The 16,546-nt window shown below is 71.6% G+C and carries 14 protein-coding genes; 3 read left to right on the forward strand and 11 right to left on the reverse strand.

Translation table 11 applies throughout. The features are described 5' to 3' along the window. The first annotated feature begins 630 nt into the window (after window positions 1-630). On the forward strand, window positions 631-1,683 hold the full coding sequence (gene trpS, locus ABZ887_RS10630) for a tryptophan--tRNA ligase (RefSeq protein WP_361285813.1): 1,053 nt from the start codon (window positions 631-633) through the stop codon (window positions 1,681-1,683). 69 nt (window positions 1,684-1,752) lie between these two features. On the opposite strand, the gene proC is transcribed toward trpS, so the two are convergent. The 6 genes from proC to ABZ887_RS10660 all read right to left on the reverse strand — a co-directional run bounded on the left by proC (window position 1,753) and on the right by ABZ887_RS10660 (window position 6,476). Then, window positions 1,753-2,565, reverse strand: coding sequence for a pyrroline-5-carboxylate reductase (gene proC, locus ABZ887_RS10635; RefSeq protein ID WP_361285816.1), 813 nt, complete (start codon window positions 2,563-2,565; stop codon window positions 1,753-1,755). 89 nt (window positions 2,566-2,654) lie between these two features. Further along, window positions 2,655-3,446 carry an ABC transporter permease gene (locus ABZ887_RS10640; protein ID WP_361285819.1) on the reverse strand — a complete coding sequence of 264 codons (792 nt, stop codon included), beginning with the start codon at window positions 3,444-3,446 and terminating at the stop codon, window positions 2,655-2,657. After that, window positions 3,443-4,252 (reverse strand): ABC transporter ATP-binding protein, encoded by an 810-nt coding sequence (locus tag ABZ887_RS10645; RefSeq protein ID WP_361285822.1) that lies wholly within the window; start codon window positions 4,250-4,252, stop codon window positions 3,443-3,445. Before ABZ887_RS10645 ends, ABZ887_RS10640 begins: the two co-directional genes overlap by 4 nt. A 243-nt stretch (window positions 4,253-4,495) precedes the next feature. Next, window positions 4,496-5,317 (reverse strand): class I SAM-dependent methyltransferase, encoded by an 822-nt coding sequence (locus ABZ887_RS10650; RefSeq protein WP_361285825.1) that lies wholly within the window; start codon window positions 5,315-5,317, stop codon window positions 4,496-4,498. Window positions 5,318-5,592: 275 nt separating this feature from the next. Further along, a complete protein-coding gene (locus tag ABZ887_RS10655) occupies window positions 5,593-6,099 on the reverse strand; it encodes an EamA/RhaT family transporter (protein WP_361285828.1) in 507 nt (168 codons plus the stop codon). Window positions 6,100-6,155: 56 nt separating this feature from the next. Then, on the reverse strand, window positions 6,156-6,476 hold the full coding sequence (locus tag ABZ887_RS10660; RefSeq protein ID WP_361285831.1) for an SH3 domain-containing protein: 321 nt from the start codon (window positions 6,474-6,476) through the stop codon (window positions 6,156-6,158). Window positions 6,477-6,656: 180 nt separating this feature from the next. Between ABZ887_RS10660 and ABZ887_RS10665 the strand changes: the two genes are divergently transcribed. Then, window positions 6,657-8,786, forward strand: coding sequence for a serine/threonine-protein kinase (locus ABZ887_RS10665; protein ID WP_361285838.1), 2,130 nt, complete (start codon window positions 6,657-6,659; stop codon window positions 8,784-8,786). A gap of 57 nt (window positions 8,787-8,843) precedes the next feature. Here ABZ887_RS10665 and ilvD read toward each other — a convergent pair whose 3' ends face one another. The 4 genes from ilvD to ABZ887_RS10685 all read right to left on the reverse strand — a co-directional run bounded on the left by ilvD (window position 8,844) and on the right by ABZ887_RS10685 (window position 13,306). After that, window positions 8,844-10,697, reverse strand: coding sequence for a dihydroxy-acid dehydratase (gene ilvD / locus ABZ887_RS10670; protein ID WP_361285841.1), 1,854 nt, complete (start codon window positions 10,695-10,697; stop codon window positions 8,844-8,846). A gap of 144 nt (window positions 10,698-10,841) precedes the next feature. After that, window positions 10,842-11,462 carry a TetR family transcriptional regulator gene (locus ABZ887_RS10675; protein ID WP_361285844.1) on the reverse strand — a complete coding sequence of 207 codons (621 nt, stop codon included), beginning with the start codon at window positions 11,460-11,462 and terminating at the stop codon, window positions 10,842-10,844. After that, window positions 11,459-12,289, reverse strand: a complete 831-nt coding sequence (locus ABZ887_RS10680; RefSeq protein WP_361285847.1) for a sugar phosphate isomerase/epimerase — start codon at window positions 12,287-12,289, stop codon at window positions 11,459-11,461. Before ABZ887_RS10680 ends, ABZ887_RS10675 begins: the two co-directional genes overlap by 4 nt. 84 nt (window positions 12,290-12,373) lie before the next feature. Further along, on the reverse strand, window positions 12,374-13,306 hold the full coding sequence (locus tag ABZ887_RS10685) for a Ppx/GppA phosphatase family protein (RefSeq protein ID WP_361285850.1): 933 nt from the start codon (window positions 13,304-13,306) through the stop codon (window positions 12,374-12,376). Window positions 13,307-13,386: 80 nt separating this feature from the next. Here ABZ887_RS10685 and ABZ887_RS10690 point away from each other — a divergent pair, with 80 nt between their 5' ends. Continuing rightward, complete coding sequence (locus ABZ887_RS10690) at window positions 13,387-14,262, forward strand: hypothetical protein (protein WP_361285853.1); 876 nt, start codon at window positions 13,387-13,389, stop codon at window positions 14,260-14,262. 406 nt (window positions 14,263-14,668) lie between these two features. Here ABZ887_RS10690 and ABZ887_RS10695 read toward each other — a convergent pair whose 3' ends face one another. Then, complete coding sequence (locus ABZ887_RS10695; protein WP_361285856.1) at window positions 14,669-16,372, reverse strand: hypothetical protein; 1,704 nt, start codon at window positions 16,370-16,372, stop codon at window positions 14,669-14,671. Window positions 16,373-16,546: the final 174 nt, after the last annotated feature.

The raw sequence follows: 16,546 nt of genomic DNA on the forward strand, positions 1-16,546 counted from the left end.
TCACCCTCTCGGGCTTTCCTCCGGGCTTCCCTTCGGTCTTGCGTTTCCGACTCTATCAGATCTTTTCTCGACCCGATTTCCTCGGTGCTTTCCAGGTTTCCGCTCTCGCGTTTCCCTTTCCGGCGGTTCCGACTCTATCAGATCCTTTCGGTGTCTGATTCCCAGTCAGCGGGAGTTGTCTTCCCGGCCGCTGGGCCGTTCCGACGAGTGAGACTTTAGCGGATTCCCGGCCTCCGAGCTAATCGGGGCCGCGTCCTTTCGAACGTGGATTCCTCATTTCGCAAATACGCACGCCGAAGCCCCCGACGACGTATCGCCGATTGCTGGTAGCTACTTGCGGAATGGCTGTCCGGGGACCGACCGAGGTCGGCGCTCACGTCGGACAACTCGGAGAACACTACGTACCCGGTTGGGGCGTGTCAACTCGCGGTGGAACGGCACCCCCGGGGCGTATCGTGGACCGCATGACTACGCGTACGTGTACCCAGCAGTGGTGGCCCGCCTGACGGCGGCCGCGCTCACGTACGTATTCAACGGCCGCCGCTTCGGCGGCCGTTCGTGTATCTCCCTCCAGAACCTCTGAGGGCCGGCCGCCGGGGACGGCGGTCCCGACCAGGAGGTGGAGTGGGAATGACACGGGTCTTCAGCGGGATCAAGCCGACCGGGCACCTGACACTGGGGAACTACCTGGGAGCGATGCGGCAGTGGGCCGCCGTGGACCAGCACCAGGCCGACGCCCTGTTCTGCGTCGTCGATCTGCACGGGATGACCGTGGACCACGATCCGGCCCGGCTGCGCAGGCTCACCCGGCAGGCGGCGACGCTGCTGCTGGCGGCGGGGCTGGATCCGGAGCTGTGCACCGTGTTCGTACAGAGCCATGTCGACGAGCACACCCGGCTGTCCTACGTCATGGAGTGCGTGGCGACCGACGGTGAGATGCGGCGGATGATCCAGTACAAGGAGAAGGTCGCGAGCGAGGGGGCGCGTGGGCGGGGCGTACGGCTGTCCCTGCTGACGTATCCGGCGCTGATGGCGGCGGACATCCTGGCGTACGGGGCGGACGAGGTGCCGGTCGGGGACGACCAGTCGCAGCACGTGGAGCTGACGCGGGACCTGGCGGTGCGGTTCAACCAGCGGTACGGGCACACGTTCGTGGTGCCGAAGGCGACCGTGCCTGCGGTGGCGGCGCGGGTGATGAATCTGCAGGATCCGACGTCGAAGATGGGGAAGAGCGACGACTCCGGACCCGGGATCGTCTATCTGCTCGACGAGCCGGACGTGATCCGGAAGAAGGTCATGCGGGCCGTGACCGACAGCGGGCGGGAGGTCGTGTACGACAGGGAGGAGCGGCCCGGGGTCGCGAATCTGCTGGAGATTCTCGCTGCGTGCACGGATGGGAACCCTGAGTCACTGGCAGCCGTTCATGATTCGTACGGGGCTCTGAAGCAGGCCACCGCGGAGGCGGTGCTGGAGACACTGAGGCCCGTGCAGGCCAGGCACAAGGAGCTGTGTGCCGATCCGGGATATGTGGAGGAGGTGCTGCGGCATGGAGCGGAGAAGGCTCGGGCGATCGCCCGGCCGATCGTCGATACGGCCTATCGGGCGATCGGACTGTTGCCGCCGGGCGCCTTCTCGGGCTCGGGGGCGGTGAGGGCGGAGCCCACGTTGAACGCTGCGCGGTAGGCGCGGGAGCCTGTGGGGCGGTGGACCACCGCCCCACGGGTCCACAGACCCCTCGGCTCCACCAAGTCCCTAGTCCTTCTTGCCGGAGGCGAGTTCGCGGCTGCGGTCGCGGGCGGCTTCGAGGGCGGCGATGAGCGCGGCGCGGACGCCGTGGTTCTCCAGTTCGCGGATGGCGTTGATGGTGGTGCCGGCGGGCGAGGTGACGTTCTCGCGGAGCTTGACGGGGTGTTCGCCGCTGTCGCGGAGCATCACGGCGGCGCCGATCGCGGACTGGACGATGAGGTCGTGGGCCTTGTCGCGGGGCAGGCCGAGCAGGATGCCGGCGTCGGTCATGGCCTCGACCAGGTAGAAGAAGTACGCCGGGCCCGAGCCGGAGAGGGCGGTGCAGGCGTCCTGCTGGGACTCGGGGACCCGGAGGGTCTTGCCGACTGCGCCGAAGATCTCCTCGGCGTGGGCGAGGTGGGCGGCGGTGGCGTGGCTGCCGGCGGAGATGACGGACATCGCCTCGTCGACGAGGGCGGGGGTGTTCGTCATGACACGGACGACCGGGGTGCCCGGGGCGAGGCGCTCCTCGAAGAAGGAGGTGGGGATGCCCGCCGCGCCGCTGATGATGAGGCGGTCGGCGGGGATGTGCGGGGCGAGCTCGTCGAGGAGGGCGCCCATGTCCTGCGGCTTGACCGTGAGGATCAGGGTGTCGGCGGTCTTCGCGGCCTCGGGGTTGGTGACCGGGGTGACTCCGTGGCGGGCGCGGAGTTCTTCGGCCCGTTCGGGGCGGCGGGCGGTGACCAGGAGGTCGGCGGGGGCCCAGCCGGCGCGGATCATTCCGCTGAGCAGGGCTTCGCCGATCTTGCCGGTGCCGAGGACTGCGACTTTCTGACTCATGCGGTTCAGTCTGGCACCGGGGGTCGGGGCGGGGGTCGTCTGTCCGCCGACCGGACTTCGGCGCATCTGCCGACGGTGGGCGGCGGTGGCTAGGCCGTCCGTCGTCGCAGGGTGGCCGCTCCGAGGGCCAGGACCAGCAGGGCGCAGCCGGCGACGATCAGGACGTCCCTGACGAAGGTGGCGGTCATGTCGGTGTGGTGGAGGACCTCGTTCATGCCGTCGACGGCGTAGGACATCGGGAGGACGTCGGAGATGGCCTCGAGGACGGGGTGCATCTCGGAGCGGGGGGTGAAGAGGCCGCAGAGGAGGAGCTGGGGAAAGATCACCGCGGGCATGAACTGGACCGCCTGGAATTCCGAGGCCGCGAAGGCCGAGACGAAGAGACCGAGGGCCGTGCCGAACAGGGCGTCGAGCAGGGCGACCAGGAGCAGGAGCCAGGGGCTGCCGGTGACGTCGAGGCCGAGGAGCCAGACGGCCAGGCCGGTGGCGAGGGCCGACTGGATGATCGCGAGGATGCCGAAGGCGAGGGCGTAGCCGGCGATGAGGTCGGCTTTGCCGAGGGGCATGGCGAGGAGGCGTTCGAGGGTGCCGGAGGTGCGTTCGCGGAGGGTGGCGATGGAGGTCACCAGGAACATCGTGATGAGCGGGAAGATGCCGAGGAGTGAGGCACCGATGTTGTCGAAGGTCTGCGGGCTGCCGTCGAAGACGTAGCGGAGCAGCACCAGCATCAGGCAGGGGATGAGGATCAGCAGCGCGATGGTGCGGGGGTCGTGGCGGAGCTGACGCAGGACGCGGGCGGCCGTGGCGGTGGTGCGGGAGAGGTTGAGGGCGCCGACGGGGATGGTGTCGGCGGCGGCGGTGGTCGCGGTCTGGGTGGTCATCGTGCCGTTTCCTTCGTGCGGGAGTTGGCGGCGGCTTCGTCGACGAGGTGGAGGAAGGCGGCCTCGACGGTGTCGGAGCCGGTGCGGGTGCGCAGGGCCTCGGGGGTGTCGTCGGCGAGGATCTCGCCCTCGCGCATGAGGAGGAGGCGGTGGCAGCGTTCGGCCTCGTCCATGACGTGGGAGGAGATGAGGAGGGTGGCGCCGCGGGTGGCGGCGATGGAGTGGAAGAGGTTCCAGAGGTCGCGGCGCAGGACGGGGTCCAGGCCGACGGTGGGTTCGTCGAGGACGAGGAGTTCGGGGCTGCCGAGCAGGGCGACGGCGAGGGAGACGCGGTTGCGCTGGCCGCCGGAGAGGTTGCCGGCGAGGGCGTCGGCGTGGCTGGTGAGGTCGACTTCGCCGAGAACTCGGTCGACGTCGGCGCGGCGGGCGGCGGTGGGGCGGGTGGGGTCGAGGATCGAGCCGAAGTAGTCGAGGTTCTGGCGGATGGTCAGGTCGTCGTAGACGGAGGCGGCCTGGGTGACGTAGCCGATGCGGGTGCGCAGGGAGGGGTGGCCGGCGGGGCGGCCGAGGACGTTCAGGGTGCCGGTGACCTTGGCCTGGGTGCCGACGATGGAGCGCATCAGGGTGGACTTGCCGCATCCGGAGGGGCCGAGGAGGCCGGTGATCTGGCCGCGCGGGACGGTGAAGTCGAGACCGCGCAGCACGGTGCGGGGGCCGCGGACCGCGGTGAGTCCGACGGCTTGGACGGAGGGGGGCAGGACGGAGTTGCCGGGGGCCTGGGGCGGCTCCGGCGCGTAATTCACCATGTGATGAATAATGCTCGGGAGGGGGTGGGGCGTCAAGGGGCGGGGGCGCGGGCGGGAGCCTGGGGGCGGGGCGGGCCGAGATGTTGCGAGGGGGTGGGGCACTTACCGGCGCCGGCCGGGTGCCTCCCGCGGCTATAGAGCCACGGCAGGGCAGCGCGCCCCAAGGGGCGCGGGGAACTGCGCGACCAGCCCCCACCGGCCCGCAGCCGACGCGCTGCCGCGGGCCGGTACCCCCGGCGACGCTCAGGTGTTGAGGGCGACGAGCAGGAGGACGTCGTACGTCTCCTCCACGACGCCGTCCGGGAAGGTCTTCAGGAGGTGCCCGCGTTCCTCGGCGAGGAAGGCGGTGCGGCGGTCCTCGGGGGTGACGAGGAACGCCGAGTGGCTGCCGATGTTGGCGAGGTGGGTGTCGACCGGGACGCGGCGGCTCCAGCGGACCTCACGGCGGGCGAAGCGGAGGCGGCCGCTGGGGTCGGCGAGATCGGTGCGGGCGGCGGACTTGCTCTGCTCCGCCCTGACGTCGATGCCGAAGAACCGGCTGATGCGGTCGGCGGATTCGGCGATCCAGTCGACGTCGAGCGCGTCGGTGTTCCACCACAGCGCCAGCGCCCCGCCGGGACGCAGCACGCGCAGCGCCTCCGGCACGGAGCGGGCCGGGTCGGTCCAGTGCCAGGCCTGGGCGTAGGTGATGAAGTCGGCGGTTTCGGCGGCGAGCGGGAGGGCGTTGCCGTTGCCGCGGACGATCGGGACCTCGGGGAGGGTGGCGTGGAACTGCGCCGCCATACCGTCCCCCGGCTCCACCGCGACCACGTCGGCGCCGCGCGCGTGCAGGAGGGCGGTCGCGATGCCGGTGCCCGCGCCGACGTCGACCACCCGGGCGCCCCTGAGGGAGCGGCCGGCCTCCTCCTCGACGGCGTCGAGCAGGGCGGGCGGGTAGGAGGGGCGGTTCTCGGCGTACTGGGCCGCGGCGGCGTCGAAGGAGCGGGCGCGGGCGGCGTGGGAGGGAGCGGGGGTCGAGGTCGGGATCACGTTCCGGGGATACGACTGCGACTGGCCTGTGGTCATGCGGCCATGGTCCCGGGTGGCGGGCCGGGGGCGACAGAGATTTCCGGGGGGGGTGGGCCGGGTGTCACGGGCGGCCGACGGGCGGTCGGCTGGTGGCTGGCGGGCGGGCAGCGCGTGGCTGACGGGCGGGCGGCGGGTGGTCTCGGTGCCCGCGCCCCTCGCCGGCGACCGGCGGTCGGCCCGGCCCCTGTGCCCGCGCGCTTTCTGTCCGACCGGCACGTCGGCGACGACGCCTGCGCATCTCCTGCGCGACCGGGGCAGCCTCTCTGTCGGCCCTATCGCTTCCGCTTCTTCTTCGACGGGTTGCCCGAGCGGCGGGTGGCGCGGTGTTCGTGCTGCTGGACGGCGGTGTCGTACTCGGCTCGGTGGAGTTTCTCGCCGGGGGCCTCGATGAGGGAGCGGAAGAAGTAGGCGAGGAGCGAGCCGACGAAGCCGATGGCGAGGAGGCCGCGCAGGGAGGCCTGGCGTTCGGGGTCGGGGCGCTTGCCGAAGGACTCCCAGGTGTTGCGGAAGGCCAGGGCGCTGCAGATGGCGAACATCGCGACGACGAGGACGGAGACGAAGGCACCGGTGTCGGCCAGCTGCACGCCCTCGTAGGCGAGGCGGAGGACCAGGCAGGAGGCGACGGCGACGGCGAGCGAGCCCGCGGCCACGCCGATCCGGCGGGCGGCGTAGCCGTCGTCGTGGTTCACCCAGGTCGTGCCGAAGAAGCGGAGGGGCTCGGGGCGGGGTCCGCCGGTGGAGCCCGCGGGGGTGTCCGGGGTGCCTGGTTCGTCGCTCACGGGACGATTATGGCGCCGGGCGGCCGCGGGCTCCGGGTCGGGTCGGACCGGTCTCGTCAGGCGCAGCGGTCGGCCACGTAACCGTCGCTGCCCGTGTTGACGTAGGCGTCCGAGACGTATTCGCCGTTGTCGATGTTGTCCCAGATCTTGGACGTGCCGTAGTAGCCGGACACCGTCGTGCCGGGCGTCTGGCAGAAGATCGGGACGCGGGTGCCCTCGGCGAGGGTCCGCGTGATGTCGTAGCTGGTGCCCGGGCCGCTGCGGACGTTGAGGCGGACGCCCGGGGCGACCGCGTACGTCTTCACGGATGCCGCCAGCGTGGTGACGGCCTCTTCCTCGCCGCCGCTCCCGGCTTCCTTCGCTTGATCGACAGACATGTACTGCTCCCCCCACTGGACCCATGAGTGCCATGGAGTCCCGTTGATTCCCCGCATTCGAGCCACGAAACACATGTGCGTAACTCGCACGCCGAAGCTAGCAAGCCGCCTCTGTCTCGTACGAGTCATCGACTAGGCTCCGTGCGTCGCGCTCCGCGGAAACAGCACGGGGGTGGTCCCTTGACGCCACAGCGCAACACCGGAGCGGGCGCGGAAGCGGAACTTCCAGAGTACGCCGGGCACTACCGCCTGGAGTCCTGCCTCGGCTCCGGTGGCATGGGCGTGGTGCACCTGGCCCGCAGCACCTCGGGGCTGAAGCTCGCGGTGAAGGTGGTGCACGCGGAGTACGCCAAGGACCGTGAGTTCAGGGGCCGTTTCCGGCAGGAGGTGGCCGCCGCCCGCAAGGTCAGCGGCGCCTTCACCGCGCCCGTCGTGGACGCCGATCCCGAGGCCGCCCGGCCCTGGATGGCCACCCTGTTCATCCCCGGCCCGACCCTCTCCGAGCATGTGAAGCGGAACGGGCCGATGCCCTCTGCCCAGTTGCGCCGGCTGATGGCCGGGCTGGCGGAGGCGCTGCGCGACATTCACAGGGTCGGCGTGGTGCATCGGGATCTCAAGCCGAGCAACGTACTGCTCGCCGAGGACGGTCCCAAGGTCATCGACTTCGGTATTTCCCGGCCGAAAGACAGCGAACTGCGGACCGAGACCGGAAAGTTGATCGGTACGCCGCCGTTCATGGCGCCCGAGCAGTTCCGGCGGCCGCGTGAAGTGGGGCCCGCCGCCGACATCTTCGCGCTCGGGTCGGTGCTGGTGCACGCGGCGACCGGGCGGGGGCCGTTCGACTCGGACAGTCCCTACGTCGTCGCCTACCAGGTCGTCCATGACGAGCCCGACCTCACCGGCATGCCGGAGGAGCTCGCTCCGCTGGTGCTGCGCTGCCTCGCCAAGGAGCCCGAGGACAGGCCCACGCCCGACGAACTGATGCGGGAGCTGCGGTCGTTGTCGGCGTCGTACGACACGCAGGCGTTCATACCGGCACAGCGAGTCAGGGTCGACGACGAGAGTGGTGCCGACGACGACCCGCCGGAGGAGCCGGCTCCCGCCGTACCGGAGCGAACGGCGCGGAAGGCTCGGAAGGCGCCGCGTCGGCGCATGGTCGTCGGTGCTGGGGCGGGTGTGCTGGTCCTGGGTGGTGTGTTCGCCTCCGCGCTGTGGCTCGGGGGCAGTGATCCCGCCCCGGTGGGCGGTACGGTGCACAGCTCCGCGACCGCGTTCGAGGTATGGCAGGCGGAGGCAGTCGCCAAGGGCGGTTCGGGGATGCCTCAATGCGTCGCCGGTGCGGGAAAGTTGCTGTGCTTCCGGTCCGGACTGGCCTTCGCCCTCGATCCGGCGGACGGCCGTCTGCTGTGGCGGCACAAGGTCGCGGACGAACGTACGAGCGGCTCACCGTTCCTGTCCGGCGGGCTCCTGCTGCTGCGGACGGACGGTGGCCGGCAGATCGAGGCGCTCGACCCCGCCTCGGGTACGTCACGTTGGAAGCAGACCATGCCCGCACACCGTGGGACGGAGATCACCGGCAGTACGGTGCTGCTCGTCGGGGCCGACACGGTGATCACGGGGGTGGACAGCAGGTCCGGCCACACCAAGTGGACCCTGCCCTTCTCCGGCAGCGGCACGCCGTCCCTGAGCTCGTTCACCGGAGATCCGTTGGCGTACGTGACCAGCACCACCGCCGACGGGACGGACACCCTGGTCACCGCGCTGGATCCGGCCACGGGTGCCAAGCGCTGGGAAGCCCGGCTGGCGGGGGACCTGCGGCCGGTCGGTAGTTCGGGCGGGTCCCTGTTCCTGCTCTCCGTGAACACGTCCTCCGGGGAGACGGACGCGGTGGTGCGCTACGCGCCGGACGCGAAGGCGACCAGCCGGGTGGCGCTGCCCGTTCCCCGGGTGGCTCCGGGTGCCGGCGTGCGCGGCGATGTCGTCTATCTGCTGGCCGCCGGCGGCTCGCTGGAGGCCGTCGACTTCGGGAGCGGCAAGCGGCTCTGGGCGCTCCAGACATCGGTGACCCGGGGCTCGGCGCCCGTGGCCGACGACCGGCACGTGTTCTTCACGGCGCCCGATGGACGCCTGCTCGCCGTCGACGCCCGCAAGGGAACGCTCACGGGCCAGACCCCGGCGCGCCTCGGCGCGAACTCGGGCCAGATCACCGCGGCCCTGCCGACTCCGCTGATCATCGGCGGCCACCTCTACGCCGCCGCCCCCGACGGCACCGTCTTCGCCGTGGACCCGGAGGATCCTGCCGGCTGGTGACGGCGAAGGGGCCGCCCCCCTTGTGCGGGAGGCGGCCCCTTCGGTGGCTTCGGCGGGTCAGCCCAGTTTCGACACGTCGCGCACCGCGCCCTTGTCGGCGCTGGTGGCCATCGCGGCGTAGGCGCGCAGAGCAGCGGAGACCTTGCGGTCGCGGTTCTTCGGGGCGTACACGCCGTTCAGGGCCTGCTCGCGGCGGGACAGTTCGGCCTCGTCGACGAGGAGCTCGATCGTGCGGTTCGGGATGTCGATGCGGATGCGGTCGCCGTTCTCGACGAGGGCGATGGTGCCGCCGGAGGCCGCCTCGGGGGAGGCGTGGCCGATGGAGAGGCCCGAGGTGCCGCCGGAGAAGCGGCCGTCGGTGATCAGGGCGCAGCTCTTGCCGAGGCCGCGGCCCTTGAGGAAGGACGTCGGGTAGAGCATCTCCTGCATGCCGGGGCCGCCCTTGGGACCCTCGTAGCGGATCACGACGACGTCGCCGTCCGTGACCTGCTTGTTGAGGATCTTCTCGACGGCCTCCTCCTGGGACTCGCAGACGACCGCGGGGCCCTCGAAGGTCCAGATGGACTCGTCGACGCCGGCCGTCTTCACCACGCAGCCGTCGACGGCGAGGTTGCCCTTGAGGACCGCGAGGCCGCCGTCCTTGGAGTACGCGTGCTCGACGCTGCGGATGCAGCCCTCGGCCGCGTCCTCGTCCAGCGCCTCCCAGCGCTCGGACTGGGAGAAGGCCTCGGCGGAGCGGACACAGCCGGGGCCCGCGTGCCACAGCTCGACGGCTTCGGGGGACGGGGAGCCGCCGCGCACGTCCCACGTCTTCAGCCAGTCCGCGAGGGAGGGGCTGTGGACGGAGTGGACGTCCTCGTTGAGCAGGCCGCCGCGGTGCAGCTCGCCGAGGAGGGCGGGGATGCCGCCGGCGCGGTGCACGTCCTCCATGTAGTAGGTGCGGGTCTTCGCGACGTTCGGGGCGACCTTGGCGAGGCAGGGGACCCGGCGGGAGACCGCGTCGATCTCCGGGAGGCCGAAGGTGACGCCCGCCTCCTGGGCCGCCGCCAGCAGGTGCAGGATCGTGTTGGTGGAGCCGCCCATCGCGATGTCGAGGGCCATCGCGTTCTCGAAGGCGGCGAAGGTCGCGATGTTGAGCGGCAGGACCGTCTCGTCGTCCTGCTCGTAGTAGCGGCGGGTGAGGTCCATGACCGTGCGGGCCGCGTCGACGTACAGCTGCTTGCGGGCGGTGTGGGTGGCCAGGACCGAGCCGTTGCCGGGGAGGGAGAGGCCGATCGCCTCCGTCAGGCAGTTCATCGAGTTGGCGGTGAACATGCCGGAGCAGGAGCCGCAGGTCGGACAGGCGTTCTCCTCGATCCGGAGGACGTCCTCGTCCGAGACGTTCTCGTTCGCCGCGTCGACCATCGCGTCGATCAGGTCGAGGGTGCGGACCGTGCCGTCGACCAGGGTGGCGCGGCCGGCCTCCATGGGACCGCCGGAGACGAAGACCGTCGGGATGTTCAGGCGCAGGGCGGCCATGAGCATGCCCGGGGTGATCTTGTCGCAGTTGGAGATGCAGACCAGGGCGTCGGCGCAGTGTGCCTCGACCATGTATTCCACGCTGTCCGCGATCAGGTCGCGGGAGGGCAGGGAGTACAGCATGCCGCCGTGGCCCATCGCGATGCCGTCGTCGACGGCGATCGTGTTGAACTCGCGCGGGATGCCGCCCGCCTCCTTGATCGCCTCGGAGACGATCCGGCCGACCGGCTGGAGGTGGGTGTGGCCCGGCACGAACTCCGTGAAGGAGTTCGCGACGGCGATGATCGGCTTGCGGCCGATGTCCGCACCGGGTACACCGGAGGCGCGCATAAGGGCGCGGGCGCCCGCCATGTTGCGACCGTGGGTGACTGTGCGGGACCTCAGCTCGGGCATCGTCGCTCGCTCCTTCAGACAGATAGGGCTGCTAACGAGCGTACGCCCGTTGTTCAGGCCTCGGGACGAGGTGTCCGGAATGCGGGACGCGCGTCTCGCACGGCCGGGTTCACGACCCGGCCGGATGCCCCGCACGGCCCGGGCTCACGGCCCGGTCAGATGCCCCTGCACCACCGGGGCGACCCTGACCACGATCTGCTCCAGGTCCGCGGACGCCAGCGGCTCCACCTTGATCACGTAGCGGAGCATCGCGCACCCCACCAGCTGGGCAGCCGCCAGTTCGGCGCGTAGTTCCGCGTCGGGGAGGTCCAGCTGCTTCGCGATACGGCTCAGCAGCTGCGAGGCGATCAGACGGCGGAAGACAGCGGCGGCCGTTTCGTTGTTGACGGCCGAGCGGACGATCGCGAGGAGGGGCGTACGGCTGGTGGGGTTCTCCCAGATGCCGAAGATGAACCGGGTCAGCCGCTCGCCGACGCCCTCCAGCGGGCCGTCGGCGATCGCGACGGGCGCGTTGAGCGCGGGGGCGAAGGCGACCGAGATGGCGGCCTCGAAGATCTGTTCCTTGGTGCCGAAGTAGTGGTGGACCAGGGCGGAGTCGACCCCGGCGGCCTTGGCGATGGCGCGTACGGACGTCTTCTCGTAGCCGTGTTCGGAGAACTCCTCGCGGGCGGTGACGAGGATGCGGTCCCGGGTGTCGGCCGACTCGGTGCGCGGCGGGCGGCCGCGGCGGCGGACACCGGTACCGCCGTTCTCGGTCCCGGTCATCGGCGGGGCACCTTCACCGCCGAGGCCAGATGCAGCCGGGTGAAGGCCAGGGCCTCCGCGAGGTCGGCCTCGCGCTCCGCGCCGGACATCGCGCGCCGGGTGTTGACCTCGATGACGACATGCCCGTCGAAGCCGGTGACCGCGAGCCGCTCCAGCAGCTCGGCGCAGGGCTGGGTGCCGCGGCCGGGCACCAGGTGCTCGTCCTTGGCGGAGCCGCGGCCGTCGGCGAGGTGGACATGGCCGAGCCGGCCGCCCATGCGGTCGAGCATGGCGAGCGCGTCGACGCGGGACGTCGAGGCATGGCTGAGGTCGATCGTGAAGTGCCGGTAGTCGTCCTTGGTGACGTCCCAGTCCGGGGCGTAGGCGAGCATCTCGCGGTCCCGGTAGCGCCACGGATACATGTTCTCCACCGCGAACCGCACGTCCGTCTCGTTCGCCATGCGCCAGATCCCCTCGACGAAGTCGCGGGCGTACTGGCGCTGCCATCGGAACGGGGGGTGCACGACGACCGTGCTCGCGCCCAGCTTCTCGGCGGCGGCCCGGGCCCGCTGGAGCTTCACCCAGGGGTCGGTGGACCAGACCCGCTGGGTGATCAGCAGACAGGGGGCGTGAACGGCGAGGATCGGGACGCGGTGGTAGTCGCTCAGCCGGCGCAGGGCCTCGATGTCCTGGCTGACCGGGTCGGTCCACACCATGACCTCGACGCCGTCGTAGCCGAGGCGCGCGGCGATCTCGAAGGCCGTCGCCGTCGACTCCGGGTAGACGGAGGCCGTGGAGAGCGCGACCTTCGCATCCGGGATGCGGACGACGTCCCTTGGGTTTGCCACGAGGGACAGGTTACGGGGTGGGGGTGAGTGGGCAGGGGGCGCCTGCTCGCCGGTGTGACCAGGGTCGCGCCGGCGACCGGGCGCTCAGGCCGATCCCATGTGATCAAGGCGCCGGAGGATGACCCCCTCCCTGAGCGCCCACGGACACACCTCCAGGTTCTCCACCTCGAAGAGGTCCATCGCCGCCTCCGCCACCAGCGCACCCGCCACCAGCTGGCCCGACCGTCCCTCCGACACCCCCGGGAGTGCGGAGCGCTGGGCCGTGGTCATGGCCCCCAGCCTCGGGACCCAGGTCTCCAGGTAGCCACGCTTGAGCTCGCGCTGGACGTAGAGGCCGTCGGCGGAGCGGGCCGCGCCGGCGATGCGGGCCAGCTGCTTGAAGGTCTTGGAGGTGGCGACCACGTGGTCGGGGGCGCCGAAGCGGCTGAACTCGCCGACCGTACGGGCGATCTCGGCGCGCACATGGCGGCGCAGCGCCCGTATGTCGTCGGAGGAGGGCGGGTCGCCGGGGAGCCAGCCCGCGGTGAGCCGGCCGGCGCCGAGCGGGAGCGAGACGGTCGCGTCGGGCTCCTCGTCGATGCCGTACGCGATCTCCAGGGAGCCGCCGCCGATGTCCAGGACCAGCAGCTTTCCGGCGGACCAGCCGAACCAGCGGCGGACCGCGAGGAAGGTCAGCCGGGCCTCCTCGGCGCCGCTGAGGACCTGGAGCTCGACACCGGTCTCGGCCTTCACGCGCGCGAGGACGTCGTCGGCGTTGCTGGCCTCGCGCACGGCGGAGGTGGCGAACGGCAGCAGGTCCTCGACGCCCTTGTCCTCCGCGGCCTGGAGGGCGTCCTTGACGACACCGACCAGTTTCTCGACCCCGTCGGGGCCGATCGCCCCGTTGCCGTCGAGGAGTTGGGCAAGGCGCAACTCCGCCTTGTGCGAGTGCGCCGGAAGCGGGCGCGCGCCGGGGTGCGCATCCACCACCAGCAGATGCACCGTGTTAGATCCCACGTCGAGGACACCGAGTCTCATGTACGGAACTGTACGGAACACTGCTGACCGCGGGCCCTGAGCAGTCCCCGGAGTCGCTCTCGGCGACTTACCCTGGACGGGTGCCAAAGACGAAAAAGACGAAGGACCACAAGGGTGCCAAATCAGCCGATGGTTCTTCGCAGGTGAAGCAGGCGAAGGCGGCGAAGGCCGCGAAGACGCCGATGCTGTCGAAGAAGGCCCTCGCCGCGGACGAGAAGGGCCTCGACTTCGCGCGCGCCTGGGTGGAATTCCCTGACCCGGCGGACGACGAGCAGGTGTTCCGCTGCGATCTGACCTGGCTGACCTCCCGCTGGAACTGCATCTTCGGCAGCGGCTGCCAGGGCATCCAGGCGGGCCGCGCGGAGGACGGCTGCTGCACGCTGGGCGCGCACTTCTCGGACGAGGACGACGAGAAGCGGGTCGCCGATCATGTGGCGCGGCTCACCCCGGACGTCTGGCAGAACCATGCCGAGGGCACCGAGCACGGCTGGGTCTCGGAGGACGACGAGGGCTCCCGCCAGACCCGCCCGTACAACGGCTCCTGCATCTTCCAGAACCGCCCCGGTTTCGCCGCCGGCGCCGGCTGCTCGCTGCACATCCTGGCGCTGCGGGAGGGCCGCGAGCCGCTGGAGACCAAGCCGGACGTCTGCTGGCAGCTCCCGATCCGCCGCACGTACGACTGGATCGACCGGCCCGACGACACGCGCGTCCTGCAGATCTCGATCGGCGAGTACGACCGCAGGGGCTGGGGCCCGGGCGGCCACGACCTGCACTGGTGGTGCACCTCGGCGACCTCGGCCCACGGCGCGGGCGACCCGGTCTACGTCTCCTACCGCGCGGAACTGACCGAACTGATGGGCAAGGCCGGCTACGACCGCCTCACAGAACTCTGCGAGACCCGCCTCGCCTCCCAGCTCCCCGTACTGGCCCCGCACCCGGCGGACCCTGCCGACTGACGCCCACGAGAGCGCCCCGTAAGGGGCGCGGGGAACTGCGCGACCAGCCACGACGGCGCCGCACCCACCGGCGCACCGCACCCGCAACGGCGAGTGGCGCGCCCAGCCCGGCACCGCCGAACTCCACCGTCGTGGCGAAGCACCGTCGCGGCGGAAAGAAGAGACCGGCGGAAGAAGGACACCGGCAGAGGAAACCGACCGCCAGAGGAACCGACCGCCAGAGGAACGGACCGGCGGAAAGAGCGCGGCCGGTGACGGTGCCCGCGGAGTCGGTCGTGGGCCCCCGGCACTCACTCAGTCGGTGGTGGGCTCTCGGCGCTCACGCAGTCGGTCGTGGGCCCCCGGCACTCACTCAGTCGGTGGTGGGCTCTCGGCGCTCACGCAGTCGGTGGTGGGCTCTCGGCGCTCACGCAGTCGGTGGTGGGCTCTCGCTGTCGGGGTCCGTCGGCGATGCCGGCGCCGTCGGGGTCGCAGGGTCCGAGTCCGTGGGTGTCGGTGTGGGTGTGGGCGAAGCCGAGGTCGGCGGATCGGTGGCCGGTGGGGTCGGCTGGGTCGGGGTCGGGCCGGATGCCGTCGGCGTCGGCCTCCCCGCAGGGGGCGGCGTCGGCCCTCGGCGCGTCGGCGGAGCCGTCCCGTACCCGTCGATCGACACCACCGCCCCCGCCGGCGCCACCGCCACCCGTGCGCTCCAGTACCCGGACGGCTCCCGCAGCTGGTCGACGTACACCTTGATCGTGATCGACTCGCCCGGCCGGAGCGTCCCCGACGGCCGGGAGAAGTACAGCCAGCCCGCCGAGGTGGACACCGACCACCGCACCGCCGCGTCCCCGGACGCCGCGAGCGTGATCAGCGTGGTGTCGCCGTCGTTCTCGGCCGTCACCGCGAGGTGCCCCGCACCGACCTTCGTCCGGTCGGCCCCGGTGACGCCGATCACCTCCACCGACACGTCGGCCTTGCCGTCCTTGCCGATCCGCGGCCCGGGTCTGGTGCCGGCGTTGCCGGCGTTCTCGTAGCCCCCGCCCTTGTCGCCGTCGAGCGCGTCGGGGCCGGCGGACTCGCGCGCGGTCGCGGACGGCCCCTCGTGGCTCTCCCCCGCCGGCGACCCCCGGTACGCGGCCCACAGGGCCAGCACCGGCGCGGCCACCACCGTGGCGACGACGGTCGTCGTGACGGCACGCGCGCGGATCCGGTCGCGGCGGGCCGCGTGGTCCTTGGGGTCCATCGGGAAACCGCGCCGGTCGAAGCGCGGGGCGGCGGCGCCACGCGCGCGTGGCTGGTGTGCCATGGCCATGTGCAGGGCCGCGCGGGGCGCCTCCAGGACGGGCAGCTCGGCGGGCGTGGTCATCGCACCGGGCCACCGGCCGGGGGCCGCGCGTTCGGCGGTACGGCGGCAGCGCGGGCAGTCGTCGACGTGCCGGACCAGTTCCCGGCGCAGGGCGCTGCTGAGGACCAGCTGGCTGTCGCCGGTGAGGTGGGACACGCTCGGGCAGCCGCCGGTCTCGACGACGGCGAGGGCCGCGCGGGTGCGTTCCACCTCGCAGGCGGCGGAGGCGAGCAGTTCCCGGGCGCGGGCCAGGTCCATGCCGAGGACGGCGGCGACCTCGTGGGCGGCGAGGTGGTGGCGTACCGCGAGTTCGAGGGCCTCGCGCTGCTCGGGGGTGGTGCCGGCGGCCTCCGGCCAGGCGAGCAGGGCGAGTTCGCCGCGCCGCTGCTCCTGGGTGTCGGCGGGGACCACGGGGTCGGGGGCGCTGTGCCGGCCCGCCGCGTGGGTGGCCTGACGTTTCTGCTTGGCCTGGGCGAGCCCGCGCAGACAGGCCCAGCGGGCCAGCGCGTACAGCCAGGCCCTGCGGTCCCCGGCGGCCTCCGGGACGCGCTGGCCACGCCGCTCGGCGAGGGCGAGGACGTCCCCGAGCGCGGTGGTGGCCGCGTCGTGGTCGCACAGCACCGAGAGGCAGTAGGTGAACAGCCCGTCCAGGTACGGCTCGTAGCGCGCCGACGGCCGCTGCGCCAGCGCACGCGCCGCCGTGCGATCACGCGCCGTGCGCGCCTCCCGGTGCGCCCGGTGTGCGCCGGTCATGCGGGGCGAGGTCTCCGGACTGATGCTCATCACCCGTGCGACCGTAGGCGGCGCCGTATGGCCCCTTCTTGCGGCTTGAGCACTTTTAATCCGTACGGGTGAAACGATTACTCATAAGGGGACAGGAACCTGTTCTTCCGTGGCTCGGACCCGTCCTGGGGTGGCCGCGACCGGTCCACCCACACCTGTCACTCGGGCCACCGCGGA

It is taken from the genome of Streptomyces sp. NPDC047061 (assembly GCF_040643955.1).
Classification (GTDB): Bacteria; Actinomycetota; Actinomycetes; order Streptomycetales; family Streptomycetaceae; genus Streptomyces.